At 35.4% G+C, this 25,489-nt stretch carries 28 protein-coding genes; 18 read left to right on the top strand and 10 right to left on the bottom strand.

From position 1 onward, the window contains the following. Window positions 1-11 precede the first annotated feature (11 nt). The 7 genes from hisC to R2Q16_RS15625 all read left to right on the top strand — a co-directional run bounded on the left by hisC (window position 12) and on the right by R2Q16_RS15625 (window position 6,610). Entirely contained in the window at window positions 12-1,052 is a 1,041-nt protein-coding gene (gene hisC / locus R2Q16_RS15655; protein WP_316738271.1) for a histidinol-phosphate transaminase, read from the top strand. Between the two features lie 3 nt (window positions 1,053-1,055). Continuing rightward, a complete protein-coding gene (hisB, locus tag R2Q16_RS15650) occupies window positions 1,056-2,189 on the top strand; it encodes a bifunctional histidinol-phosphatase/imidazoleglycerol-phosphate dehydratase HisB (RefSeq protein WP_316738269.1) in 1,134 nt (377 codons plus the stop codon). 79 nt (window positions 2,190-2,268) lie between these two features. After that, window positions 2,269-2,865: an imidazole glycerol phosphate synthase subunit HisH gene (gene hisH, locus R2Q16_RS15645; protein WP_316738267.1), complete on the top strand. Its 597-nt coding sequence runs from the start codon at window positions 2,269-2,271 to the stop codon at window positions 2,863-2,865. 45 nt (window positions 2,866-2,910) lie between these two features. Then, window positions 2,911-3,660 (top strand): 1-(5-phosphoribosyl)-5-[(5-phosphoribosylamino)methylideneamino]imidazole-4-carboxamide isomerase, encoded by a 750-nt coding sequence (gene hisA / locus R2Q16_RS15640; protein ID WP_316738265.1) that lies wholly within the window; start codon window positions 2,911-2,913, stop codon window positions 3,658-3,660. 108 nt (window positions 3,661-3,768) lie between these two features. Further along, window positions 3,769-4,524 (top strand): imidazole glycerol phosphate synthase subunit HisF, encoded by a 756-nt coding sequence (hisF, locus tag R2Q16_RS15635; protein ID WP_316738263.1) that lies wholly within the window; start codon window positions 3,769-3,771, stop codon window positions 4,522-4,524. 91 nt (window positions 4,525-4,615) lie between these two features. Then, complete coding sequence (gene hisIE, locus R2Q16_RS15630; protein ID WP_316738261.1) at window positions 4,616-5,218, top strand: bifunctional phosphoribosyl-AMP cyclohydrolase/phosphoribosyl-ATP diphosphatase HisIE; 603 nt, start codon at window positions 4,616-4,618, stop codon at window positions 5,216-5,218. A gap of 492 nt (window positions 5,219-5,710) precedes the next feature. After that, complete coding sequence (locus R2Q16_RS15625) at window positions 5,711-6,610, top strand: WD40 repeat domain-containing protein (RefSeq protein WP_316738258.1); 900 nt, start codon at window positions 5,711-5,713, stop codon at window positions 6,608-6,610. Here R2Q16_RS15625 and R2Q16_RS15620 read toward each other — a convergent pair whose 3' ends face one another. Next, window positions 6,611-7,396 carry a C40 family peptidase gene (locus R2Q16_RS15620; protein ID WP_316738256.1) on the bottom strand — a complete coding sequence of 262 codons (786 nt, stop codon included), beginning with the start codon at window positions 7,394-7,396 and terminating at the stop codon, window positions 6,611-6,613. Between the two features lie 110 nt (window positions 7,397-7,506). Here R2Q16_RS15620 and R2Q16_RS15615 point away from each other — a divergent pair, with 110 nt between their 5' ends. After that, a complete protein-coding gene (locus tag R2Q16_RS15615) occupies window positions 7,507-7,959 on the top strand; it encodes a universal stress protein (protein ID WP_316738254.1) in 453 nt (150 codons plus the stop codon). Between the two features lie 127 nt (window positions 7,960-8,086). Here the strand turns inward: R2Q16_RS15615 and R2Q16_RS15610 are convergent, their stop codons facing one another. Next, window positions 8,087-8,437 (bottom strand): 4Fe-4S dicluster domain-containing protein, encoded by a 351-nt coding sequence (locus R2Q16_RS15610; protein ID WP_316738252.1) that lies wholly within the window; start codon window positions 8,435-8,437, stop codon window positions 8,087-8,089. 79 nt (window positions 8,438-8,516) lie between these two features. Here R2Q16_RS15610 and R2Q16_RS15605 point away from each other — a divergent pair, with 79 nt between their 5' ends. The 6 genes from R2Q16_RS15605 to dnaJ all read left to right on the top strand — a co-directional run bounded on the left by R2Q16_RS15605 (window position 8,517) and on the right by dnaJ (window position 14,467). Further along, window positions 8,517-9,530: an acyl-CoA reductase gene (locus R2Q16_RS15605; RefSeq protein ID WP_316738250.1), complete on the top strand. Its 1,014-nt coding sequence runs from the start codon at window positions 8,517-8,519 to the stop codon at window positions 9,528-9,530. Window positions 9,531-9,597: 67 nt separating this feature from the next. Beyond that, a complete protein-coding gene (locus R2Q16_RS15600) occupies window positions 9,598-11,496 on the top strand; it encodes a gliding motility-associated C-terminal domain-containing protein (RefSeq protein WP_316738248.1) in 1,899 nt (632 codons plus the stop codon). 52 nt (window positions 11,497-11,548) lie between these two features. Beyond that, window positions 11,549-11,752: a fructose-6-phosphate aldolase gene (locus R2Q16_RS15595; protein ID WP_316738246.1), complete on the top strand. Its 204-nt coding sequence runs from the start codon at window positions 11,549-11,551 to the stop codon at window positions 11,750-11,752. A gap of 1 nt (window position 11,753) precedes the next feature. Then, window positions 11,754-12,437, top strand: coding sequence for a cell division ATP-binding protein FtsE (locus tag R2Q16_RS15590; RefSeq protein WP_316738244.1), 684 nt, complete (start codon window positions 11,754-11,756; stop codon window positions 12,435-12,437). 196 nt (window positions 12,438-12,633) lie between these two features. Beyond that, on the top strand, window positions 12,634-13,215 hold the full coding sequence (locus R2Q16_RS15585; RefSeq protein ID WP_316738242.1) for a nucleotide exchange factor GrpE: 582 nt from the start codon (window positions 12,634-12,636) through the stop codon (window positions 13,213-13,215). 88 nt (window positions 13,216-13,303) lie between these two features. Continuing rightward, on the top strand, window positions 13,304-14,467 hold the full coding sequence (gene dnaJ, locus R2Q16_RS15580; protein WP_316738240.1) for a molecular chaperone DnaJ: 1,164 nt from the start codon (window positions 13,304-13,306) through the stop codon (window positions 14,465-14,467). Window positions 14,468-14,535: 68 nt separating this feature from the next. Here dnaJ and R2Q16_RS15575 read toward each other — a convergent pair whose 3' ends face one another. After that, window positions 14,536-15,204: a DUF6882 domain-containing protein gene (locus R2Q16_RS15575; RefSeq protein ID WP_316738239.1), complete on the bottom strand. Its 669-nt coding sequence runs from the start codon at window positions 15,202-15,204 to the stop codon at window positions 14,536-14,538. Between the two features lie 526 nt (window positions 15,205-15,730). Between R2Q16_RS15575 and R2Q16_RS15570 the strand changes: the two genes are divergently transcribed. The 4 genes from R2Q16_RS15570 (at window position 15,731) to R2Q16_RS15555 (ending at window position 19,697) form a co-directional block, all read left to right on the top strand. Next, on the top strand, window positions 15,731-16,630 hold the full coding sequence (locus tag R2Q16_RS15570; protein ID WP_316738236.1) for an ATP-binding cassette domain-containing protein: 900 nt from the start codon (window positions 15,731-15,733) through the stop codon (window positions 16,628-16,630). Then, window positions 16,630-17,967 (top strand): ABC transporter permease, encoded by a 1,338-nt coding sequence (locus tag R2Q16_RS15565; RefSeq protein ID WP_410478165.1) that lies wholly within the window; start codon window positions 16,630-16,632, stop codon window positions 17,965-17,967. Before R2Q16_RS15570 ends, R2Q16_RS15565 begins: the two co-directional genes overlap by 1 nt. A 91-nt stretch (window positions 17,968-18,058) precedes the next feature. Continuing rightward, window positions 18,059-18,775: an SDR family NAD(P)-dependent oxidoreductase gene (locus R2Q16_RS15560; RefSeq protein WP_316738233.1), complete on the top strand. Its 717-nt coding sequence runs from the start codon at window positions 18,059-18,061 to the stop codon at window positions 18,773-18,775. 1 nt (window position 18,776) lies between these two features. Continuing rightward, window positions 18,777-19,697 (top strand): exopolyphosphatase, encoded by a 921-nt coding sequence (locus R2Q16_RS15555; RefSeq protein ID WP_316738231.1) that lies wholly within the window; start codon window positions 18,777-18,779, stop codon window positions 19,695-19,697. Here the strand turns inward: R2Q16_RS15555 and R2Q16_RS15550 are convergent. The 7 genes from R2Q16_RS15550 to R2Q16_RS15520 all read right to left on the bottom strand — a co-directional run bounded on the left by R2Q16_RS15550 (window position 19,694) and on the right by R2Q16_RS15520 (window position 25,487). Continuing rightward, window positions 19,694-20,257, bottom strand: coding sequence for a Maf family protein (locus R2Q16_RS15550; RefSeq protein ID WP_316738229.1), 564 nt, complete (start codon window positions 20,255-20,257; stop codon window positions 19,694-19,696). The genes R2Q16_RS15555 and R2Q16_RS15550 overlap by 4 nt on opposite strands. An 80-nt stretch (window positions 20,258-20,337) precedes the next feature. Continuing rightward, window positions 20,338-20,724, bottom strand: coding sequence for a hypothetical protein (locus R2Q16_RS15545; protein ID WP_316738228.1), 387 nt, complete (start codon window positions 20,722-20,724; stop codon window positions 20,338-20,340). A gap of 165 nt (window positions 20,725-20,889) precedes the next feature. Beyond that, entirely contained in the window at window positions 20,890-21,417 is a 528-nt protein-coding gene (locus R2Q16_RS15540) for a KdsC family phosphatase (protein WP_316738227.1), read from the bottom strand. A gap of 101 nt (window positions 21,418-21,518) precedes the next feature. Beyond that, complete coding sequence (iscX, locus tag R2Q16_RS15535) at window positions 21,519-21,764, bottom strand: Fe-S cluster assembly protein IscX (RefSeq protein WP_316738226.1); 246 nt, start codon at window positions 21,762-21,764, stop codon at window positions 21,519-21,521. A 118-nt stretch (window positions 21,765-21,882) separates the two neighbouring features. Then, the gene (locus tag R2Q16_RS15530; protein WP_316738225.1) at window positions 21,883-22,215 is read right to left on the bottom strand and encodes a 2Fe-2S iron-sulfur cluster-binding protein; all 333 of its coding nucleotides are present in this window, start codon (window positions 22,213-22,215) and stop codon (window positions 21,883-21,885) included. A 39-nt stretch (window positions 22,216-22,254) separates the two neighbouring features. Further along, window positions 22,255-23,019 carry a F420-dependent NADP oxidoreductase gene (locus R2Q16_RS15525; protein ID WP_316738224.1) on the bottom strand — a complete coding sequence of 255 codons (765 nt, stop codon included), beginning with the start codon at window positions 23,017-23,019 and terminating at the stop codon, window positions 22,255-22,257. A gap of 2 nt (window positions 23,020-23,021) precedes the next feature. Next, a complete protein-coding gene (locus R2Q16_RS15520) occupies window positions 23,022-25,487 on the bottom strand; it encodes a heme lyase CcmF/NrfE family subunit (RefSeq protein ID WP_316738223.1) in 2,466 nt (821 codons plus the stop codon). Window positions 25,488-25,489: the final 2 nt, after the last annotated feature.

Below are 25,489 nucleotides of genomic sequence, written 5' to 3'. Positions count from 1 at the left end.
AAAAAAATAAAATGGACATTAACGAATTAGTACGAGAAAATATAAAGAATCTAAAACCTTATTCTACGGCAAGAGATGAGTTTAAAGGGCAGGCATCGATATTTTTAGATGCAAACGAAAATAGCTACGGCTCTCCCCTACCTGCAAATTACAACCGCTATCCTGATCCTTTACAATTGGATTTAAAGGATGCCATTAGCAAAATTAAGGGTGTTCCGATTGAAAATACCTTCTTAGGAAATGGTAGCGATGAAGCAATTGATTTATTATTTCGGGCCTTTTGCAATCCTGGAAAAGATAACGTAATTATACTACCGCCAACATATGGAATGTATGAAGTTTCGGCGAACATAAATGATGTAGAAATTCGCAAAGTAAACCTGCTTCCGAACTTCCAATTAGACCTTGAAAAAATTGCAGAAACAATTGATAAAAATACGAAAATAATTTTCATTTGTTCGCCAAATAATCCGACAGGAAATTCAATAAATCGAACAGATATTGAAACCATTTTAGCCAACTTTAAAGGCATCGTTGTGATTGATGAAGCGTATATAAATTATGCAAAACAAAAGACCTTTATTCAGGAGTTAACCGAGTACGCAAACCTTGTAATTTTGCAAACTTTTTCGAAGGCATGGGGGCTTGCTGCTTTGCGTTTGGGAATGGCATTTTCATCAACAAAAGTGATTGATGTTTTAAACAAAATTAAACCACCATATAACATCAATCAGGCAACGCAAGATTTAGCTTTTGAAGCACTAAAAAACATCGCCCAAGTAAACGATTGGATTAGAGCATCTGTTACCGAAAGACAAAGACTTTCTATCGAATTAAACAACTTAAATATTGTTACAAAAGTTTACCCTTCTGATGCGAATTTTATTTTAGTTGAAGTTACTGATGCGACTAAAGTTTACGACGATTTAGTGGAAGATGGAATCATTGTTCGCGACCGTTCGAAAGTGATTTTATGTGAAGGTTGTTTAAGAATTACCGTAGGCACAAAAGAGGAAAATGATAAACTATTAACCATTCTTAAAAATTTTTAGAAAATGAAGAAAGTATTATTTATCGACCGCGACGGAACTTTAAATATTGAACCCGATGATGAGCAAGTAGACAGTTTTGCAAAGCTGAAATTCTATCCTCGTTCGCTTTATTACCTTTCGAAAATTGCCAGCGAAATGGACTACGAATTGGTAATGGTTACGAATCAGGATGGACTGGGAACACCATCAAATTCTGAAGAAAATTTCTGGCCGATTCATAATTTCATGCTGGATACTTTTGCTGGTGAAGGTGTAAATTTTAGTGAAATTGTTATCGACAGAACTTTTGCAAAAGATAATGCGCCTACCCGTAAGCCTGGGACAGCGTTATTGACTAAATATTTTGGTGGCGACTACGATTTGAAAAACTCATATGTTATTGGAGATAGGTTAAATGATGTAGTCTTGGCGAAAAATTTGGGTGCAAAGGCAATTTTTCTTCGTCAGAATGATGCGTTGGGCTCTGCAGAGGCACTAGATAAGCATGAAACATTATTAGATATTATTATTTTAGAAACGAAGAAATGGGAAGACATCTACAACTTACTTAAAGCTGGAAGTAGAAAAATTAACCATGTGCGCAAAACTAATGAAACCGATATCACCATTAATTTAGATTTAGATGGAACTGGAAAAGCAAAAATTGAAACAGGTTTAAACTTTTTCGACCATATGCTAGACCAAATTGCAAGACATGGAAGTGTAGATTTGGAAATTATTACCAAAGGCGATTTACATATTGATGAACACCACACCATTGAGGACACCGGAATTGCACTTGGAGAAGCTTTTGCGAAAGGTTTAGGAAACAAGCTAGGCATAGAACGTTATGGTTTTTGCTTACCGATGGATGATTGCTTAGCACAAGTTGCGATTGATTTTGGTGGCAGAAACTGGATTGTATGGGATGCTGAATTTAAACGTGAAAAAGTTGGCGATATGCCTACAGAAATGTTTTATCATTTCTTTAAATCGTTTAGCGATGCTGCAAAATGCAATCTAAATGTTAAAGCTGAAGGCGATAACGAACATCATAAAATTGAAGCTGTATTTAAAGCTTTTGCGAAAGCAATTAAAATGGCGATAAAACGTGATGCGGAGAAAATGGTTTTACCGAGTACCAAGGGACTTTTATAAACAAACAAAGACAAATGAGCAAAGATTAAAGACTAATTATCTTTATTCCTTGCTCTTTAAGCTTTAATCCTAAAAAAAAATGATTGGAATAGTAAATTACGGCGCTGGCAATATTTTCTCTTTAACTGCAGCGTTGGAGCGTCTAAGCCTGGAATATGGTATGGTTAACACCGAAAACGACTTGGAGAAATACACACACATCATCATTCCTGGGGTTGGCCATGCAGGCACTGCTATGGAAAAATTGAAAAACACAGGTTTAATTGAGGCACTAAAAAAGCTTACTAGACCAGTTTTAGGGATTTGTGTAGGCATGCAATTGATTACCGAGCATTCGGAAGAGGGCAATGCTTCACTTTTGAACATCGTACCTGTTAAGACTAAAAAATTTGACAAGTCGTTGAATATCAAAATACCACACATGGGTTGGAATGCAATTAACCCGAAAAACAATTCGCTATTTGATGGTGTTGAAGATAATACACAATTTTACTTTGTGCATTCTTACTTTATTGAATATAACCCTACTTTTGACATCGCTTCGGCTGATTACGGATTGAAGTTTTCGGCAGCGGTGCAGAAAGATAATTTTTACGGTGTTCAGTTCCATCCTGAAAAATCGGGCAAAGCTGGCGAACAGATATTAAAGAATTTTTCGAACTTGAAGCGTAACTAAGAACCATATAAACTTTTTAATTCAACTTTAAATTTTAACTAAGAAATGTACATAATTCCTGCTATTGATATTTTGGATGGAAAAGTTGTTCGTCTGCGTGAAGGCGATTACAACCAAAAAACTGAGTACGATGTTTCTATTGCTGAAATGATAGAAAAATACCGTTCAAACGGAACAGATTTCATTCATATTATTGATTTAAATGGTGCAAAAGGCGATTTTAGCAATCAAAAATCGCTTTTCGAAATTATTAAAAAAACCGAGATGAAAGTGCAATATGGTGGTGGAATCCGCACCATTGAGCAGGTAACTAACTTGCTCGATGCAGGTATTCACCGTGTTATTGTAGGCACGCAGGCCATTACAAATCCAGATTTTTTACAACAATTAAGCGAGGCATTTGCTAAAAAAGATAATTATGCAAATCGAATCGTTATTGCCATTGATGTTTTGGACGAAGTGATTAAATATTCGGGTTGGATGGAAAGTTCTCCAATTAAATTAATGGATTACGTTGATAAATGTTTGGCTTTAGGTTTCTTCCGCTTTTTGTGTACGGATATCAGCAAAGATGGGAAATTAGGTGGTGCAGCTATTGATTTGTACAAAAAACTGTTAGAACATTCGCCAATGATTAAACTAATCGCATCTGGCGGTGTAAGCTCGATGGATGATATTTATGAATTAGCAAAATACCCAATTAGAAGCGTAGTTGTCGGAAAAGCAATTTATGAAGATAGAATTTCTGTTGAACAAGTGAAGGATTGGAATTTGAAGATGTTGAGTTCGATATAAGGAGAAAATTTTTAACACACTCGTCATTGCGAGGCACGAAGCAATCTTACTACGATAGCTTGACGCTTTAAGATTGCTTCGTGCCTTGCATGACGAAAACCCAAACAAATGCTGAGCAAAAGAATAATCCCCTGCCTGGATGTTAAAGATGGTCGCACCGTAAAAGGTGTAAACTTTGTTGATTTACGCGATGCGGGCGACCCAGTTGAATTAGCAGCTCAATATGCACAACAGGGTGCCGATGAGTTGGTTTTTTTAGATATTACCGCCACTCACGAACGCAGAAAAACGATGATTGAAATGGTGAAATCTGTTGCTCGGCAATTGAATATTCCTTTTACCATTGGTGGCGGAATCACTGAACTTGCTGATGCAGAAGCTTTGTTAAATGCTGGCGCAGATAAAATCAGCATCAATTCGGCGGCTGTGCGTAATCCTAAACTGATTGAAGAATTAGCGAAAGCCTTTGGCGTTCAGTTTGTGGTTTTGGCTGTTGATACAAAATATGTTGATGGCAAAAACATGGTGCATTTAAACGGTGGTCGATTAATTACCGAATTGGAAACCGAAAATTGGATCAAACAAGCTGAAGATTTAGGTGCAGGAGAAATCCTGCTTACCTCAATGGACCACGATGGTACAAAAGCAGGTTTCGATTGTGGTTTATTAAGCAAAGTGAATCACATGATAAACATTCCGATTATTGCGTCGGGTGGCGCAGGTAGCACGCAACATTTTACAGAGGTTTTCCAAAAAGCCAATGTTGATGCCGCTTTAGCTGCATCCGTTTTTCATTACGGCGAAATTTTGATACCTGATTTAAAACAGGAGTTGAAAAAAAATAATATTCCAGTAAGGATATAGAACAATAATACACTCGTCGTTGCGAAGCACGAAGCAATCTAATTTACAAAGAGATTGCTTCGTGCCTCGCAATGACGGCAACACTATAAAAATGAATATTGATATACAATCTCTTGATTGGGAAAAAACTGGAGGTTTACTTCCAGTAGTTATTCAGGACGAACAAACTTTAGAAGTTTTAATGCTAGGTTATATGAATGCTGAAGCATTTGAAAAAACAAAAACTGAAAATAAAGTAACCTTCTTTTCTCGCACCAAAAACCGTTTATGGACCAAAGGTGAAGAAAGTGGAAATTTCCTTCTGGTTAAATCTATGCATATTGATTGCGATAATGATACCATCTTGATTAAAGCTAATCCTGTTGGCCCTACTTGCCATACAGGTAGCCGCAGCTGTTTTAAAACCGAATTCAATCAAAATTTTATTTTTGAGCTAGAAAATATCATTACCGATAGATATGAAAATCCTGTTGAGGGTTCTTACATCAACAAAATGCGCAAAAAAGGTTTAAACAAAATTGCTCAAAAAGTTGGTGAAGAAGGTGTAGAAACGGTAATTGCAGCACTTGCTGAAACTGAAGAAGAGTTAATTGGAGAAGCTTCAGATTTACTTTTTCACTTAATGTTTTTATTGAAAGAGAAAGGTTTATCTATTCAGGATATTGCAAAAAATTTAGAAAAGAGACATAAGTAAGGTGAAAGACTAAAGCTGAAAGCAAAAAGTCTTAAAAACATTAAACACAACTAAAATGCTTAAATACCTTAGTTACCTCAACCTATTTTTAGGTATAATATTCATCGCAATCTTGAAAAGCAGTAATAATTATCTCGACTTAGCGCTCATCATACCATCTATTTTTTTCAACTGGGTTACATTATTTCATTTTATAAAAAACAGCCAAAAGTTTGAAAAGTGGCATTTGTACCTAGGGTTTTTGAGCGTGTTTTTCTCAGCTATTTCTATTTTGCTTACACTTCAAATATTTTTTGAAACCAGTTTATCGAAAGAAATAATCTATTTTGGTGTAATTAAGCTAATTTTTGATATTCTTATTATTCTGCAATTTCTTACTGCTTTTAGAGCGAACCGAGCAAGCCAACTGATATAGGAATATAATTACTCATTCGTTAAATTATCTGCTTAACGCTTTAACTGTAAACCGATAACAGAAAACTCATAACTGATATGCTGAAACACCATAAAACCCTTTCTGGTCACCAAAATCCTGTTTATGCTTTAGCTAATTCAGATGAGAATAATACCTTTTTTAGTGCAGGAAACGACAAAGGTGTTGTAGAATGGTCGCTTGAAAAGATGGCTTTTGTTAAGGTTAAAATGCCGGTACAAAGTTCCGTTTACTATCTTCATCATTACAATAATCAATTATTTATTGGCGAAAGAAGTGGGGCTTTTAGTGTTTACGATTTTGGCGAGGAAAAAGTAGTTGGAAGAATTAATGCGCACACTAAACCAATTTTTAATATCCAAATCATTAAAACTAAAAATGAGCTTTTAACTACTGGCGAAGATGGAACAGTTGCGGTTTGGTCATTAAATGATTTTGCAGAAATTTATCGCTTTCAAGCCGCTTACGATACGGTTCGGGCAATTGCTATTGCTCCTGATGAAACAGAAGTTGCTTTCGGTTGCAAAGACCACCTGATTAAAATTTACAACTTATCTGATTATAGCTTAAAACAGAATTTAGACAGTCATACCTTACCCGTTACATCGTTAGCTTATCATCCCGAAGAAAAATATTTAATTTCTGGAAGTAGAGATGCGCAATTAAAAATCTGGAATTTGCCCAATTATGAACTGCTGCAAACTATCCCTGCGCACATGTTTACCGTTTACGATATTGCTTTCCATCCAACCCTGCCCTATTTTGCAACAAGCAGTCAGGATAAAAGCATTAAAATTTGGGATGCGGAGAACTTCAAACTCTACAAAATTTTAAGTTTAGAGAAAGCTGGAATTGGCCACACACATTCCGTAAATAAAATTTTATGGAGTAATGATGGCAAATACCTAATTTCTACTGGCGATGATAGGCAAATTATGGTTTGGGAGATGGAAGATTAATTATTCCACAAAACGTTTAATAATTCTAAGTTTATGGCTATAAACGCCTAACTCTCTATTAAAAATTCCTTGGTCGTCGATTGGGTCTATTTTAACTTTTGCTGATGCATGAATAATTTCATTCGGACTAAGCATAATCCCAACGTGCGTAATTTTACCTTCGGCGTTATCAAAAAAAGCAACATCGCCAGGTTTACATTCTGCTAAAAAACCGACCAATTCGCCTTGTTCTGCTTGTTGAGAAGCATCTCTGTTCAATTTAATATTTAGCATTTTGAATACCGTTTGCACAAAACCAGAGCAATCTAAGCCGAACAAATGCCTTCCTCCCCACAAATATGGAATGTTTTGAAAAAACTTCGCTGTTGATTCAATTTCTGTTTTAAAATTAGATTTTAAACTATTGTGTTCATCAAAGGCTAACTTAAATTTTTCTGTACCTGCATAACAATAACCATCAGCCAAATACGGCAAATTACTCCCCGGACTCAAATGATACAGACTACCATCAGCAGCGGTTAAAACATTGTTAAAATTTAATGGTGCAAGTGATTTACAATCGTGGATTTCTACAAACTGTTCCTGAGAAATTGCTGCCAATTGCCTAAAATCTATCCAACCTTGGTAACCATCGTAACCATTTTGAATAAGCCACCAACGTTCCTCTTTCTGAATAATTTCTACATGCTCGCCAAATAATAATTGCGAAACAATTTCTGCCTTATCAGATGGTTCTGCCCTTAACGGAGCAACTGCAATTCTACAAATACCGTATTGATTTTCCATTTAACTATCGTATTGAAAGATAGAGTAAAACTAATAAATAACATTGAGCCACTAACATTTTGCCATCAAATTTGTTATTTTTATGATGATAACATTTAAATCTGCTCACCATGAACTTTAAGAAAATATTAATAGCCGTAGATAATAGCACCTGTTCAGAGAAAGCTGCAAAGGCAGGTTACGAAATTGCTGAGAAATTTGGAGCCAATGTTGCGCTCGTAAATATTATAGAACCAATTCCGGCAAATGTAAATCCTGATTTAACTTTGGCCCCGGTGTTTTTAGAAACTTACGATAACAGTGAAGAAAATAGCCACATTTTATTGAAAGAAATTGAAGCAAAATATGGTAACGGAATTAAAACAGACTATTTAAGTGTGGTAGATACTGCAGCACATGGTATTATCCAGCAATCTGATGAGTGGGGTTCTGATTTAATCGTAATCGGTACGTATGGCAGAACGGGTTTGTATCATTTTTTAATGGGAAGTGTTGCCGAGCATGTTGCCAGAAAGTCTGCTTGTCCGGTTTTAATTATTCCAAATAAAGCGGAGATTGAATAGTTGGTTAGTAAAATTCGCTATAACTTTAATTGTTTTGATAGCTATAAAACGAATAGATTTTAAACAAAAAAAAGCGCTTAATAATTAAGCGCTTTTTTGTAAATCAAAAATCTTAAATCTATAAATCTTAATTCTCTTGGTGTAACCAAGCTTTTTTAGCTAATAATTCTTCTTCAGTTTCGCGGATATCTTCATCATCAACACAACAATCTACCGGGCAAACTGCCGCACATTGTGGCTCATCGTGGAAACCCTTACATTCTGTACACTTATCAGAAACGATATAATAAACCTCATCAGAAACTGCTTCCTGAGTTTCGCCAGCATCAATTTGCTGATTACCAAAATCAATAATACCGTCTAAACTTGTTCCGTCAGAAAAACGCCATGCAGTACCGGCATCGTAAATTGCATTATTTGGACATTCTGGTTCGCAAGCCCCACAGTTTATGCACTCATCTGTTATTTTAATTGCCATGTCTTCGTCTAATTCTTTTGCTTAGTTTACCTTTGCGCTTGCAAATATAACACATAATCAATTAATAATAATTCTAAATATGTCAGCATTAACTCAGGAAAAGGTAATAATCGCATTTAAAAAATTGGGGGAAATGCTTAATAATCCAATTGACATTCTAGAAAGTTCGATTTATGCTGCCGAGGCGAGTAACCCGTGGTTTACTTTAGAAAATGTAAAGAAATCTATTTTATCATTTTCTGAAATGTTAAACGAACAAGATATTGACAAATGGTTTGAAACGGCAAACTTTGCGGCTAATCCGAAGAAAGTAGGTTTAATACTTGCCGGAAACATCCCAATGGTTGGTTTTCATGATGTTTTAGCGGTTTTGGCTACCGGAAATATTGCCCTGATTAAGCTTTCATCATCCGATGATAAATTAATTAAAGCGGTAATAAAATTGCTTATTGATGTAGAACCAGCTTTTCAGAACAAAATCGAATATGTTGAAAGATTAAAAGATTTTGATGCTGTTATTGCAACCGGAAGTAATAATTCTTCTCGTTATTTTGATTATTATTTTAGCAAGGTTCCAAACATCATCAGAAAAAACAGAAATAGTGTTGCCGTTCTAACTGGAAAAGAAACTAAAGAACAAATCGCCAATCTTGGTTATGATATTTTTGATTATTTCGGCTTAGGCTGTAGAAATGTTTCTAAATTATATTTCCCAAAGGGATATGATATTGCCAATTTTTATCAAGGAATTGAACATTTCTTACCGGTAATTAATCACTTCAAATACCAGAATAATTACGATTACAACAAATCTATCTATTTAGTTAATGCAGCAAAGCACTTCGATAACGGCTTTTTGTTATTGAAAGAAGACGAAAACCTTACATCGCCTTTGGCTGTATTATTTTATGAAGAATATGATAGTTTACAAGATGTAGAAACTAAACTTACGGCACAAGAGGAAAACATTCAATGCGTGATTACTGAAGCCAATTTGCAGTTAAAACATTTCAATTTTGGCGAAAGTCAACATCCAAAACTTTGGGATTATGCGGATAATGTAAATACAATTGAATTCCTAAATGCTATATAAACTTTACCTAGTAAACAGTATCCAATCGAAATTTTATTAGGATATTGCGGTAAATTGCGCTGAATTAATGCTGAAATCTCTCAAATCATTCCTGTTTTTTTTCTTTCTAGTAATTTCTTCAACGGTTTATGCTCAAGAAGTTTGTAGAGGAACACTTGGCGACCCCGTAATCAACATAACTTTTGGTACCGGTCCTAATTTCGGTCCGCCTGTTCCTTCAAGTAAATATGACTATGTAGCGGGCATACCGTACGATGGCCAATACACTGTGGCTAGTACTACAAAAGGACTCATAGATACCTGGTTTTTAATTGATGACCATACTCCAGGAGATACCGACGGATACATGATGGTTATAAATGCTGATAATAAACGTGGCGTTTTTTACGAAACAATCATTACAGAGTTGTGCCCAAATACTACTTACGAATTTGCCGCCTGGATTGTAAATCTTTTGACGTATACATCAAATGACACAAAGGCAAATGTAACTTTCACTATTGAAAATCGCGCAGGAGTAATCTTAAAAAGATATGATACTGGAATTATCCCTGAAACCAGAACACCGGAATGGAAACAATTTTCAACTTTATTTACAACTGGTACAGAAAGTGAAATTATTTTAAAAATTACAAATAGTGGGAACGAAGGAAATGGAAATGACATTGCATTGGATGATATCACATTTAGACCCTGCGGCCCGGTTATTACATCAAATATTGATGGTGCCGAAAATAAAATTTCTATTTGCGAGGGTAGTACAGGAATTTATAAACTAGGCGCAACCGTTTCTGATGGCTACACAAATCCGGCGTTTAGATGGCAAAGGCTTGATGGGACGACCTGGTCAGATATCCCAGGAGAAAATGCTAAAGAGATGAGTTTAAGTTTAGCCAATGCAGCTATTGGAGTTTATCAGTATCGTTTACTAGTTGCAGAACAACAAAATATTAACGCTATAAACTGCCGCATCGCCTCGCAACCACTAACAATAACAGTTACCCCAAAACTTACTACAGTTGCCACTAACAGTGGCAAAGTTTGTGTAGGAGGAACTGTTCAACTTTTTGCTACTGATGGAGAAACATTTGCGTGGACTGGCCCGAATGGTTTCACATCGACAGAAAAAAATCCGATTTTAACGAATATTCAATCCTCTTCGGCAGGTATTTACTCGGTTACCGCCACAGGAAATGGCTGTACTGCCATTTCTACAACAGAAGTTACATTGGAAGCAGCAATTATTCCGGAAAATGTAAATTCGGTTACGAAATGTGAGGATGAATCTGTTCAATTGTTTGTGGGAGGCGGAACTAGTTATAAGTGGTCGCCAGCTGAAGGGTTATCGAGTACTGAAATTCCAGACCCAGTAACCACAACGAAAAAAAACACCACATACACAATTATCATTTCTAATGGTATTTGCTCAACCACAACCAGCATAACCGTTAACGTACTAAAAAATGCAGTTGCAGATGCTGGTAAAGACTTAAAAACCGTAAGCGGACAAGGTGTAGCCTTAAATGGAAAAGTTAGCGGCGATAACGTTCGATATTATTGGTCGCCAACTGATTACCTTGATAATCCAAACCAGCTAAATACAATTGCAAGACCACCGACAGATATTACTTATACACTTTATGCAGAATCTGATGCTGGCTGTTTAGGCAGTTCGGACGAAGTTTTCATCAAAGTTCTTCCCAAGGTTGTTATTCCAAATTCATTTTCACCAAATGGCGATGGAATAAATGATGTTTGGGAAATTCCTGCCGCCGATGCTTTTCCAGATGCCAAAATTAAAGTGACCAATAGATACGGCACTTTAGTTTACGAAAATAATGGAACTTACACCTCTTGGGATGGAAAATCACAAGGAAAAGATTTACCATCGGCAACCTATTACTATACAATTTACCTGGATAAAGATTTACCGATATTCTCCGGATGGGTTTTCATTGTTAGATAAAAACAAGCTGCTTCCTTTCGCTTATCATTTTGAAATGCTACTTTTGAACATAATGTATATCCTAAAAGTAAAAGGCATCGCCAAAATTCCAGATTATGTACAGCTTAGAGATGATAAATTTACTTTGCTGGCATATTTTAGAGTGGATAGACCTGATAAATCGTTAGATAAATTAGGTTTGGGCGATAAACTAGAGTACATAATGGAAATGGTAAAAGATTTACCTTTTGGGCAGATGGCTAAATTAGAAATATAAAATGGCAGGTAACGCAGTAATTCATTTAAATAATGTTGATGTTTTTCAACAGAAACACTTAGTATTATCAAACGTAAATTTACATATAGAAAAAGATGAGTTTGTTTTCTTAATTGGGCAAACGGGTTCTGGAAAAAGTAGTTTATTAAAAATTTTATATGGCGATTTGCACATCGGTAATGGCAATGGAAACATTGCAGGTTTCGACCTTAAAAATTTAACCGAAAACCAGGTACCATTTTTACGCCGTAAATTGGGTGTTGTTTTTCAGGATTTCCAATTGCTTACCGATAGAACGATAGAAAAAAATCTGGAATTTGTTTTAAAAGCCACAGGCTGGAAAGATGAAAACCTAATTAACGAACGCATTAAAGATGTTTTAGATAAAGTAGGTCTTCGATCTAAAATTAAAAAAATGCCGCACGAAATTTCTGGTGGCGAGCAACAACGTATTGTAATTGCAAGAGCTTTACTTAACGACCCGGAAATTATTTTAGCCGACGAGCCAACCGGAAACTTAGACCCAGAAACATCAGAAGAAATTGTAACCCTTTTAAAGCAAATTAGCCAAAATGGTACTGCAGTTTTAATGGCAACCCACGATTATCACATCATCAGAACTTTTCCATCAAGAATTATTAAATGCGAAAATGGCGTTGTTTTAGAAGATGCTCAAATAGCCTAAATTGAATTTAGATTTTAGATTGACGAATTACGATTTATACAAATACCAATCTAAAATCGTAAATCTAAATTCTAAAATCCCTTGTCAGTCAATCAGCCAAACTGTTCAGATAATTTTCAATAAATCTGTCAGCTTGGCTGATTTGTGTTAATGGCAAAATAGTTGTGTATAACCAAAAAAAATTCAGCCTCAAATTATGTTTAATAAGAAGAAAAATAACGATACAGCAGAAAATATAATGAATACTGAAAATACATCAGAAAATACTACACCGGAAAACGTAGAAAACACTGATGCCCAAGAAAGCACAGAAGAAGTGGTGGAGCAAACAGCAGAAGAGAAACTTCAAGCTGAAGTTCAGCAACTTAACGATAAATATTTACGCTTATATGCTGAGTTCGACAATTACAAACGTCGTACTCAAAAAGAACGCGTAGAATTATTGCAAACAGCAGGTAAAGATGTAATTGTTTCACTTTTACCAGTATTAGATGATTTCGACCGTGCTTTAAAGGCTATGGAAACCGCATCGGAAGTTGCACCAGTTAAAGAAGGCATTTTATTGGTAAGCAATAAGTTAAAAAATACATTATCGCAAAAGGGACTTAAAGATGTAGAAAGCATCAATACAGATTTTAACACCGATTTTCACGAGGCAATTACCAATATTCCTGCACCTACTGAGGCTTTAAAAGGAAAGGTAATTGATGAAGTTGAAAAAGGTTATACTTTAAACGATTCGGTTATCCGTTTTGCAAAGGTTGTTGTTGGAGCGTAATTAATTTTGAATGATAGAATTTCGAATGATAGAATCTTAACCCATTCAGTCATTCAGTCATTTAATCATTCAATCATTAAAAAATAAAATGAGCAAAAGAGACTATTATGATGTACTTGGCGTATCCAAAAGCGCCTCAGCTGATGAGATAAAGAAAGCTTATCGTAAAATGGCTATTAAATATCACCCGGATAAAAATCCTGGAGATAAAGCTGCCGAAGATATGTTTAAAGAAGCTGCTGAAGCTTATGAAGTATTAAGCAACGCGGATAAAAAACAACGTTACGACCAATTTGGCCATGCGGGTGTAGGCAGTAGCGCATCTGGCGGCTACGGTGGTGGCAATATGAATATGGACGACATATTCAGTAACTTCGGCGATATTTTTGGCGGTCACAACCCTTTCGAAAGTTTTTTTGGAGGTGGTGGCGGAGGCCAACAACGTGGAGGACGCAGAGTAGCAAAAGGTTCAAATCTTCGTATTAAAGTAAAACTTACTTTAGAAGAAATTGCACACGGCGCTGAGAAAAAGATTAAAGTTAACAAACTGATTTCTTGTAAAACCTGCGATGGTACTGGCGCAAAAGATAAATCATCAGTAAGCACTTGCGGTACTTGCGGTGGTAGCGGACAAGTTCGTAGAGTAACCAATACCATTTTAGGGCAAATGCAAACAGCATCTACCTGCCCTACTTGTAATGGTAGCGGACAACAAATTACAGCGAAATGTAACGTTTGTCATGGAGATGGCGTTACACGCGGCGAAGAAACCATAACAATTAACATTCCGGCTGGTGTTAGCGAAGGTATGCAACTGAGCATGAGTGGAAAAGGTAATGCTGCGCCAAATGGCGGTATCCCTGGCGACTTAATCATTTTAATTGAAGAAACCCCGCACGAAACTTTAAAACGCGAAGGCAACAATATTGTTTACGATTTGCATTTAAGTTTTGTTGATGCGGCTTTAGGCATGAGCATTGAAGTACCTACAATTGATGGTAAAGCTAAAATTAAAATCGAGCCGGGTACGCAAAGCGGAAAATTATTGCGCCTTAAAGGTAAAGGCTTACCAGAAGTAAATTCTTATCACAGGGGTGATGAAATTATCCATATAAACGTTTGGACACCAAAAGCGCTAAGTAGTGAAGAACGTAGCATGTTAGAAAAACTAAGAGATTCGGCCAATTTCAAACCTCAACCGGGTAAAAATGAAAAAAGCTTTTTCGATAGAATGAAAGAATACTTCGAGTAATCTTAATCATAAAAAAATAAAGCCGATACTTTTGCAAGTATCGGCTTTTTCATTTCTCATATTGGCAATTAGCCATTTAATTTAGTTAGGTTGTTTTCGTTATCAAATTCTGCAAAAATTGTTTTTGCATTATGTGTTGCGGTTAAGTTATTTCCAATCTCCGTAACCTCGTAGCCTTTTTCCATTAAATAAAATTTAAGTGCAAATCTTTGGCTTACATCAAAATCATTAATTAGTTGATTAAATACAGTTTCTATTTTTTCGCAACCAATTTCTTCTTTTGTTAGTATTTCATCATTTTGAATTGTAAAAACCATTGCGCCAGTACCGTAATCAGCAATATAGTAACCAGTGGTTTTAAGAAAACCCGAAGCTGTTAATCCTATTAAATGTAAATCGATATTTGATGCTTCAAAACTATCAAGTTTTAAGAAATCAACATCATTTTCTTCTCCATACGCTTTTAATTTATTTGCATGAAGTAAGGATTCATCACTTTCCTCTACTGCTGTATTTGCCCATGCCCACAACCAAGTGCCAGTTGTACGAGAAAAAGAACCCAAAATTTTAAAAGAAAATTCAACAGCATCGCCAAAGTTTATTTTCTCATTAATCATATCCAAACTCCAGCTATTTGCTCCAATAGCATCTGCAATAGCTATTTGTTTATCAAACGCAATGCCACCAAACCTTTCAATTAATTCTTGCTCAGATTTATTAAATTTCGAATATTTCATCGAAACTATTTTAGCCGGCTGTTGGGTTTCATATGTTCGGGAGAAAAACATCTTTAATAAATTAATTCTACTTGGAATTAAATAACTAAGTAAACTACTACTTGTGCGCAGCGTAATTGAATTACCATAACTATTTTGCGCCGTGTTAGTTTCGTTAATATTTTTAAGCCGTTGTAACATACTCTTTAATAACTGTGATGAATTTTCAACATTTAGACATTATGATTGATTCAAAATACCATAATGAAAGTAATTCATATTCAACACTTTAAAAAGTTTATGTATTAAAAACATGACAAAACTCAACAACAATAAAACCTAAATAACTAAAAATCAATTAATTAACAATTATTAAGAATCATTTTATTACACAAACAGCTATTTATTGCGATACATTTATACAACCTTAAGTTTTAGAAATAAACTCATTTTCGCGAAAAATATTGTAATTATTGAGTTAAATCACACGGCATGTGTAACTTTTGAACGGTTTTAGCGACTAAATCATAACTAAAACATAATCGTAATGCTAGACGTAAAAAATATCGTTAAAAAATATTCGAATCACGTAGCGCTTGATGATGTGAGCCTAAAAGTTGAGCAGGGAAAGATTTTTGGCTTGCTCGGACCAAATGGTGCCGGAAAAACATCATTAATTAGAATTATCACCCAGATTACTGCACCAGATAGCGGAGAAGTAATTTTCAATGGACAAAAATTAAGTTCAAACCACATTAACCAAATAGGTTATTTACCCGAAGAACGTGGCTTGTACAAAAAGATGGAAATTGGCGAGCAAGTGCTTTATTTATCTAAACTTAAGGGTTTATCAACTGCTGAAGCTACAAAGCGCATCAAATTTTGGTTCGAAAAATTAGATATGGGCAGTTGGTGGAACAAAAAAGTTGAAGATTTAAGTAAAGGAATGCAGCAAAAAGTTCAATTTGTAGCAACCGTTTTGCATAATCCTGAACTTATAATTTTAGATGAACCTTTTTCTGGTTTCGACCCTGTTAATGCAGATTTAATCAAAAATGAAATTTTAGAACTAAACGCTAAAGGCACAACATTTATCTTTTCTACCCATCGAATGGAAAGCGTAGAAGAATTGTGTGATAACATCGCTTTGATTCATAAATCGAAAAAAATATTAGATGGTAGCGTTGATGAAATCAAATCATCATACAGAAATAATACTTATAATATCGAATTTAATGGTAGTGAAAACTTCGATAACACCGAACTATTTGAAGTTCAGGAAAAAATTGCAACAAATACCGGAATGCGTTTAAAGTTTAAATTAAAAGAGAATTATTCTGCAAACGATGTTTTAAAATTACTCCTTCCAAAAGTGGAAATTACACATTTAGAAGAAGTTGTACCGAGTATGAATGATATTTTTATTGAACGTGTAAAAACTAAATGATGAACAAAACATTACTGATAATAAAGCGCGAATATTTATCGAGGGTAAAAAAGAAGTCATTTATTATCATGACTTTTTTAACACCATTGATAATTGCCGGATTTTATGGCTTAATTATTTATTTTTCTATCAAAGGAATTAACGATAAATCGGATAAAATAGCTGTTATTAATCAAAACAAAATCTTAACAGAAAAGCTGGTTTCGAATAAAAATGTAACCTATGAATATGTTAACCAGCCATTTGAAAAACTTAAGCAGAACATAAATAAAAGCGGTTATGATTATATTTTGCTCCTACCCGATTTTGATATTGATGCGCCAAAAGGGATAGAACTTGTTGGTAAAAAACAAGCCGGACTAACTCTACACGGACGGATTTCTGACTCAATCGAAGATTTAATCCGCGATTATAAGCTTAAACGTTCTGGAATTTCGCAAAAGGATTTAGATAATCTGAAAAGCAACATCAACATTAGCACAAAAAAAATCGGCGATAAAGGCGAAGAAGAAAGTAGCAGTGCAGGCGCAAGCACCGTTATCGCATTTGTGGCCGGCGTACTCATGTTCATGTTTATTATGCTTTACGGCGTGCAGGTGATGCGTGGCGTTATCGAAGAGAAAACAAGCCGAATTATCGAAGTTATGATTTCTTCTGTTAAACCATTCCAACTAATGTTAGGAAAAATTATAGGTATTGCATTGGTTGGCTTAACTCAGTTTTTGCTATGGATAGTCCTTACATTTTCTATATCCGCTTTGGCAGTTGGTGTTTTTATAAATAAAGATGATGCAAAGAAAATTGTTGCAAGTGGCCAGGCCAGTGCTGTAAATCCTTCCGCACAGCAATTGCAAAAAGCAGCTTTAAGTGATGGCCCAATGGGAAATATTCAGGAGAGTATTCAAAATTTAGAATTAGGCAAAATTGTAACTGTATTCATATTTTATTTTTTGGGTGGATATCTTTTTTACAGCGCTCTCTATGCGGCTATAGGTTCAGCTGTTGATAGTGAAACGGAAACCCAACAATTTATGATGCCTGTAATGATGCCGCTTCTTGTTGGTTATGCCTTATCTTTAAGCGTAGTAACCAACGACCCATATGGAAGCATTGCTTTTTGGCTATCTATGATACCGTTTACCTCTCCCATTGCGATGGCAGTACGCTTACCTTATGGTGTTCCTGCCTGGGAATTAGGATTATCGATGTTTATTTTAGTTGTTGGGTTTATAGGTACCGTTTGGTTCGCAGCCCGAATTTACAGAGTAGGAATTTTAATGTATGGTAAAAAACCAAGCTTAAAAGAAATATTTAAATGGTTCTGGTACAAAAATTAATGTAATCTAAAACTGTCAATACATCTATTTAAATATACAGGAAAACACCAATTTCGTTTCTAACTTTGTCCTAACTAAAAACGATATTTTTGTGAAGAAGGTTATTATAATCGGTGCTACATCGGGTATTGGCGAACAATTGGCCAAGCAGATGGCAGCGCTAGATTATCAAGTTGGAATTACAGGTAAAAGGCAGTTCTTGTTAAACGACATTGAAAAAAGTAATCCCGATAGGATTTGTACTTCATGTTTTGATGTTAATGATGATGAAAACCTAATTGATAACCTGAATGAGTTAGTTGAAAGATTAGGTGGTTTGGATATATTTATTTACAGCGCAGGAATTGGCGATGTAAACGAAGAACTTAATAACGTTATTGAGCAAAATACGATAAGAACTAACGTAATGTCGTTTACAAACGTTATGAATTGGGCATTTGAATATATCTCTTCTCAAAAACACGGACAGATTGCAGCAATAACTTCGGTTGCAGGTTTAAGAGGCAATGATGTAGCTCCAGCTTATAATGCATCAAAAGCCTATCAAATCAATTACATAGAAGCACTGTACAGAAAAGCTTACCAAATGAAATTGCCTATCCAAATTTTAGATGTAAGACCTGGCTACGTTGATACCGCAATGGCTAAGGGCGACAAATTATTTTGGGTTACTCCGGTTTCAAAAGCCGCCAAGCAAATTATTGAAGGCGTAGAAAGCAAAGCTAATGTTATCTATGTGAGTAAAAGATGGCGCTTATTTGCATGGTTATTCAAGGCAATTCCACGATATTTATACAAAAAAATATAACATGCGTTTCGCCGTAATTGATTTAGGTACCAATACATTCCATTTGATAATTGCAGAAACTATCGATGAAAAATTCGAGGTGCTTTATAAAACTAATGTTCCGGTTAAGCTTGGCGAAGGCAGAATTAATGAAAACATTATTATTCCGGTTGCATTTAAAAGAGGAATTGATACCTTAAAAGATTTTCGCAAAACGATAGATAAATTTCAAGTTAATAAAATTAGAGCAACTGCAACTTCAGCCGTAAGAAGTGCCAGTAATGGACAAGATTTTGTATCGACTGCAAAAGATGAAGCCTTAATTGATATTGAAACCATTTCAGGTACAGAAGAAGCAGCGCTGATTTACGAAGGTGTTAAACTCAGCGGTGCCGTTACAGATTTATCGCTGATAATGGATATTGGAGGCGGAAGCGTAGAATTTATTTTATGCAATAAGGAATCCTTAATCTGGAAGAAAAGTTACAATATTGGCGCAGCCCGATTGATGCAACAATTTTTTAAATCAGACCCAATAGCTGATGAAGAAAAGCAAGCGATTCTATACCATGTCCAAAATCAACTGCAAGATTTATTTGATATTTGCGAAAAATATCAACCTAAAATATTAATTGGCTCTGCCGGTGCATTTGAAACCTTTGCAGAGTTGGTATTTAGAAAAAATAATCAAAATATAGTAATTGATGCACTTAAAACTTACGATTTTGATTATGATGATTACATCTCGACCACACTAAAGATTATTAATAGTACGCACTTGCAACGGGCTGAAATGCCTGGCATCATTCCACTACGAGTAGATATGATTGTAATTGCAGCGCTAATAACCAATTACGTTTTAGGTCGCCTACAAATCAATCAGCTAAAATTATCTACTTACGATTTGAAGATGGGTGTTTTAGCAACGATGGCTGGATTCTAAATAAACTTCAACAACTCTTTATACAATTTCTCTGTTGGTAAGCCCATTACATTCGTGTAAGAACCGTTTATACTTTCTACAACAACTAAACCCCACCAATCTTGAACACCGTAGCTACCGGCTTTATCATAAGGCTGATAATTATCAATGTAAAAATCTATTTCAGCCTCGCTAACCGCTCTACACTCAACCTCAGTTCTATCATAAAATGATAAAATCTTACTGCCCTTTGCAATAGTAACACCAGTATAAACCTCATGTTTATTTCCGGATAACTTAGCTAACATTTCTTGTGCGTGTGCTCTATCACGAGGCTTGCCTAAAATCTCGCCGTTCAACGCAACAATAGTATCAGCAGTTATTACCACTTCATCCTCAAATTTAAATGCTTTCGCCTTTTGCTCAGAAATATAAACGGCAATTTCTTCAGGCTTTAAACCATCGGGATAACTTTCATCAACTTCTTTTAATTCGACTTTAAAATTTAAGCCCATAAGCTTTAAAAGTTCTTGTCGGCGTGGCGATTTTGAGGCGAGTATAATTGATAAATCTTGAAGCATCTATATTTTTATATAAGAACCGCTAAAATAAGAAAAGCGGCTTAAAGCCGCTTTCTTATTCACATATTTTATTCGATTTATTATTGTCCACCACCTTGCTGACGGGCTTCCATTGCTTTTTTACGTTCATCAAGCCAAGCTTTAAACGCAGGTTTTTGTTCTGTTGTTAAAACCGCATCGATTTTAGTGTTGGTTTCCTCGTTCATCTTCATCATTTTCTCTCTCATACCCGACATATCGCCAGCAGCTGCTTCTCTTGCTTTGGTCATTTCGGCACCTTGAGCCGTGTAAATTGCCAAAACTTTAGTTTTTTGCTCGTCACTAAGTTTTAATTTTTCGGCAAGCATGTCCGTGCTTCTTTTTGCACGTTCTTCTGGTGTTCCACCCATACGACCGCCGCCTTGTTGAGCATTTGCATAAGTTATTACTGAAAATAACAAAGCACAAATCATCATTAATTTTTTCATCTTTTTTGTTTTTAGTTGAATTTTAGACTTGTTGGAGTAGTCCAGAAATCAAAAGTTTAACCAAATGATGTAACTTAATTGTTGCGATTAAAAAATATATTTCAGTTTGTGGAAACACAAACCCAAGGGAGTTTGAAATTCAAATCGGTAAAGGGGCAGAAATAATTATTTACCAGAATCGGCGGCAAGTGGATTTTCATCGTACCACTTACCTTGTACTTTCATTACTTTTTCAATAATATCGCGTACAGCTGTTTTACCTCCGTTGTAAGGGGAAATGAAGGTAGAAATTGCCTTTATTTCTTCAACTGCATCAGCAGGGCAAGTTGGCAAACCTACCAGTTTCATCACATGTAAATCGGGAATATCATCGCCCATGTATAAAACTTCTGATGCTGTAATATGATTATCGATAAGATATTTTTTAAAGATTTCAACCTTATCGCCAGCAGCTAAGAAAACATCTTTAATACCAAGGTTAAAAAAACGTTTACCCATTGCAATGCCATCGCCACCGGAAATTATGCAAAGGTTATAGCCCTTTTTTACAGCTAACTGCATCGCATAACCATCTTTAATATTGAAGGTTCTAAGCGATTGTCCGTTATCGGTTACCTGTACCGAACCATCAGTTAAAACCCCATCAACATCAAAAATAAATGTGGTAATTTCTTTTAGTTTTTGAAGAAACATCTGGCTATAGGTTGGAAAGTTAGGCGTTAAATATTGAAAATTAAGGCTCCATATTTAGGTTGCCTAAACTTGTAACAGGCACACGAAACCCATAACAAAAACTAATCTTGATTATCTCTCCACTCGTAAACCCAAGCAGATTGAATTTGCTCTAAATGACCTTCATTACTTTCTTCGCGGGTTCCTTTAAAGTTAGGCAATGATAAAACCCACTCTAATAAATCGGTAAAACGAATGCGGTAAATTTTAGTTTCGCCAAATTCATCGCCAAACTTTTCATATAAAGACATTGCAATATCTTCATAATCGTTCCAGTAAAATGGCAATGCAAATTTATCGTTATTCATGTTTTGTTGTTGTTAACTGTTGAAATGGTTAATTGTTTGAATTGTTAAATGGTTAATTGATTATCAATTGCCAGCCCATCTTGTTTACTAAATCTACGGACTCAAGACTAACGACTAATTAGTGCCCCATGAAACCAGATTGGTCAGGAATAGTAACTTCAATATCGCCATTAATTACAATACATTGGCAACCCAAACGAGAGGTAATTTTCGGACGAACAGCTCTATCGATGAAATCTTCTTCTTTATCAGAAATTTCTTCAATATTATCCATTCCTTTAGTTACATAAACATGGCAGGTACTACAGCCGCAAACACCACCGCAGTTGTGTTGAAGATCTATACCGTTATCAAGGCAAACATCTAAAACAGATTCTCCGGCTGCAATGGGCAGTTCTACCGGTTCATGATCTGCTTCTTCAAAATTTATTTTTAGTTTAAAAATGCTCATAATTATTTGCAAAAGTAATAAGCAAAAGCCGCAATTGTGCTATTTATGTGTTATTTTAATGCTGTTGCTTAAAGTTTGATAAATGTCCTGCAATTGAGGCAGGTTGTTAAGCATCTTTAAATGCTCGTTTATAGTATTTTGATCGTTACGAACTGCCGGTCCGGTTTGAACATCAATTGGCAAATTCGTCATTACCTTATCAGCTGTTTCAAAAATTAATGGCCTTAAAATATCAAATTCAAGGTTATTATCTTCCAAAATTTTTGCAGATAAAGCATATAAATGATTTGGAAAATTACAGGCAAACACGGCAGTTAAATGCAAAACTTTTCGCTTTTCGCCATCTAATTTATAAACCCGATTACTAATTTTATTTGCCAGATTTTCTAGTAGGTTTAAATCTGTCTCTTTTTCTGCCTCAATACAAAGCGGAATATTATCAAAAGAAACAGCTTTGTTTTTCGAAAAAGTTTGCAGGGGATAAAAAACCCCACTATTTAAACCATGTTTTGATAAAACCTTCACATCAGTAGTACCTGATGTATGCACAACCAAACCTTCAACATTTTTCAGTTGTGATGCAACTTCATCAATTGCATCATCTTTAACAGAAATAATGTATAAATCTGCATTATGCAGTAAATCAGCAAAGTTTGAAACTGCCCCTGCTCCTATTTCAGAAGCCAGTTGTTGAGCATTATTTAAATTCTGGCTGTACACTTGCACTATCTTTTCGCCTTTGGCAACTAATGCCTTAGCTAAATGAGTGGCTACATTTCCTGAACCTAATAATACAACATCCATATTTATGCGATTTTAGCTTCTTTTCTTCTTCTGAAAATCGATAACAAGAAACCAATAACCATCACAATTGTTCCGGCCCAATAAAGGTTAATATATGGGAATTCGATGGCTTTAAACACGATCCAATCTTTAGCTTGCTGAGGTTTCTCAAAAATCTGAAGCTCAACTTTTTTCTCATCAGGCAAAACCCTGGTAAAACGGAATTTCAAATCCAGTTCATCAACTTTGCGAGCAAAATCGAAAGTATTGTTTCCTTTGATTAAGAAAATCGGTTCTGTATTATAAATTTTTCCGCTTGAATTAATTTCCAAAGGCAAACCAACAGCAAAATCGCCCTTCGCCAAGGCCAAATCTTTAGCAGCTGGTTTATTATTTAAGCCTTTAACGGTAACAATTCCACTTGATGTGTGGATAGTATCGCCTTCTGAAACCTTAATAATTCTTGGCGCTTTATAATTCTCATCATCAGAATGACCTTCATGATCATCATGTGATTCTTTTTTAATCGCTGCACTTGTAATGTGCGTATACACATCATAAGTTAAATAATGTTTTGTATCAGGAGAAGCAATTAAACCCATCTTTTCATTATCCTGAACATGAGGATGCAAGTTGAAATCTTCCTTAACCTTGCCCTCTTTATCTATAACTTTAAAATTTAAAGTATAAGTTGTATTTGGTGCTACAACCGTGTCGCTAACATAAGTTATCGTGTACTTGCCCATTTGTTTAGGCTCGTTTTTGTATAACATGATGTTTTCACCAGGTTTTTCGGTTTTTTCAAAATCCTTAACCGGAATAAAGTTATTTGCATTAATTGATAAAGGCTTACTAGTAGCTGCCGAGATTAACGCCCCTAAAATTAAAAATGCAAAACCGATATGCGCAACTGCTGCTCCGGCCAATTTGGCTTTACCTGCAAAAGCCTGATATAAAATACTGGCATTTGAAAGAATTGCAAATGTACAGCTGAAGGTTATCAGTATGTACATAGTATTAGTGTATATGCTGGTAATGTAAACCATTGCAGCCGTTATAACCACTGAGAATAAAATTGCAGAAACTAAGCTGCTGTAAAACTTGCGTGGGTCTGTTCGTTTGTATTTCAAATACTGAGAAAAACCAGAAATCAATGTGATTAATACCGCAAATGGTGCTTGCCACTGATTATAATATTTTACGGCATCAATCGGTGGAGAGAAATTTGTTCCGAATGCTTTATTGAATACAGGTACAGATGTTGAAAATATAACCTGAATACAAGCAATTGTTACTACTAATGCACCAATGAACATCCAAAATTCGCGAGAATAGGTTTCTTCATCTTTAGTTGTAATCGGAAGTTCTTTCCAACGCTTAACAATTAAAAACACGGCTAAAGCTGCAAATACGACATTATACAAAATCAGGTGACCAAACATACCCATATCTGTAAATGAGTGTACAGATGTATCCCCTAAAATTCCGCTTCTGGTTAGGAAAGACGCATATAATACCAATAAGAAACTCAAAAACACCAATGCAATAGCCGTAAAATATGCGTGACCAGTATTTTTAAATGCAATCATTACGTGTACTGCACCAATTAAAGTTAACCACGGAATTAACGAAGCATTTTCTACCGGGTCCCATGCCCAAAAGCCGCCAAAGTTTAATGCTTCATAAGCCCAGAATGACCCCATAATAATGCCTGTTCCTAAAATCATCACAGCAAAAAGTGTCCATGGCATCGCTGGCTTAATCCATTCTTTATATCGTTTTTGCCATAAAGCCGCAATTGCATAAGCAAATGGAACAACCATACTGGCAAAACCTAAGAATAAGGTTGGGGGGTGAATAACCATCCAGTAATTTTGTAAAAGCGGATTTAGGCCCTTGCCATCTGTTATAAATTTAAGATAGTTGGCATAATTTTCAGGGTTTGCAAACAGAACTGGCGCAAATGGTTTTAAATCAACAGATTCTCTCAATAGAATAAATGGCGAACTTCCAATTCGTTCACCAAGTATTTCCACACCTAACATCATAGAGGTTAAAAACACTTGAGAGAATGCCACAACTGTCATAACCGGGCGCTCCCAGGTTTTAGCTTTCCAAATTAAAAGTGCTCCCAGCAAAGACTGCCAGAATGCCCACAGCCAAAAACTACCTTCTTGTCCTTCCCAAAAGGCAGAGACAATATAATAAATCGGAAGCTGTTTTGAAGAGTGGTCGTAAACGTAATTATACTCGTAATAATGACCAAGAATCAGGTAAAATAACACAACGCCAATACCTATAATACTGGCCCAATTAATAAAGAATCCAATTCTTCCAAGATTTCTCCAGGATTTATCTTCTAAATTTTTCTCGCGACTGGCATAAAAATATGCGATTGTTGAAAGTAACGATGCACTAAAAGCCAACACAATAAAAAACTGTCCGATTTTACCCGGCAACAGGTTTTCGCCTACAAATTGAATATCCATTA

This window comes from Pedobacter aquatilis (genome assembly GCF_032678425.1).
GTDB classification, from domain to species: domain Bacteria; phylum Bacteroidota; class Bacteroidia; order Sphingobacteriales; family Sphingobacteriaceae; genus Pedobacter; species Pedobacter aquatilis_B.
The sequence above is the reverse complement of the archived record's forward strand: the minus strand, read 5'-3'. Positions and strand labels throughout refer to the sequence as shown.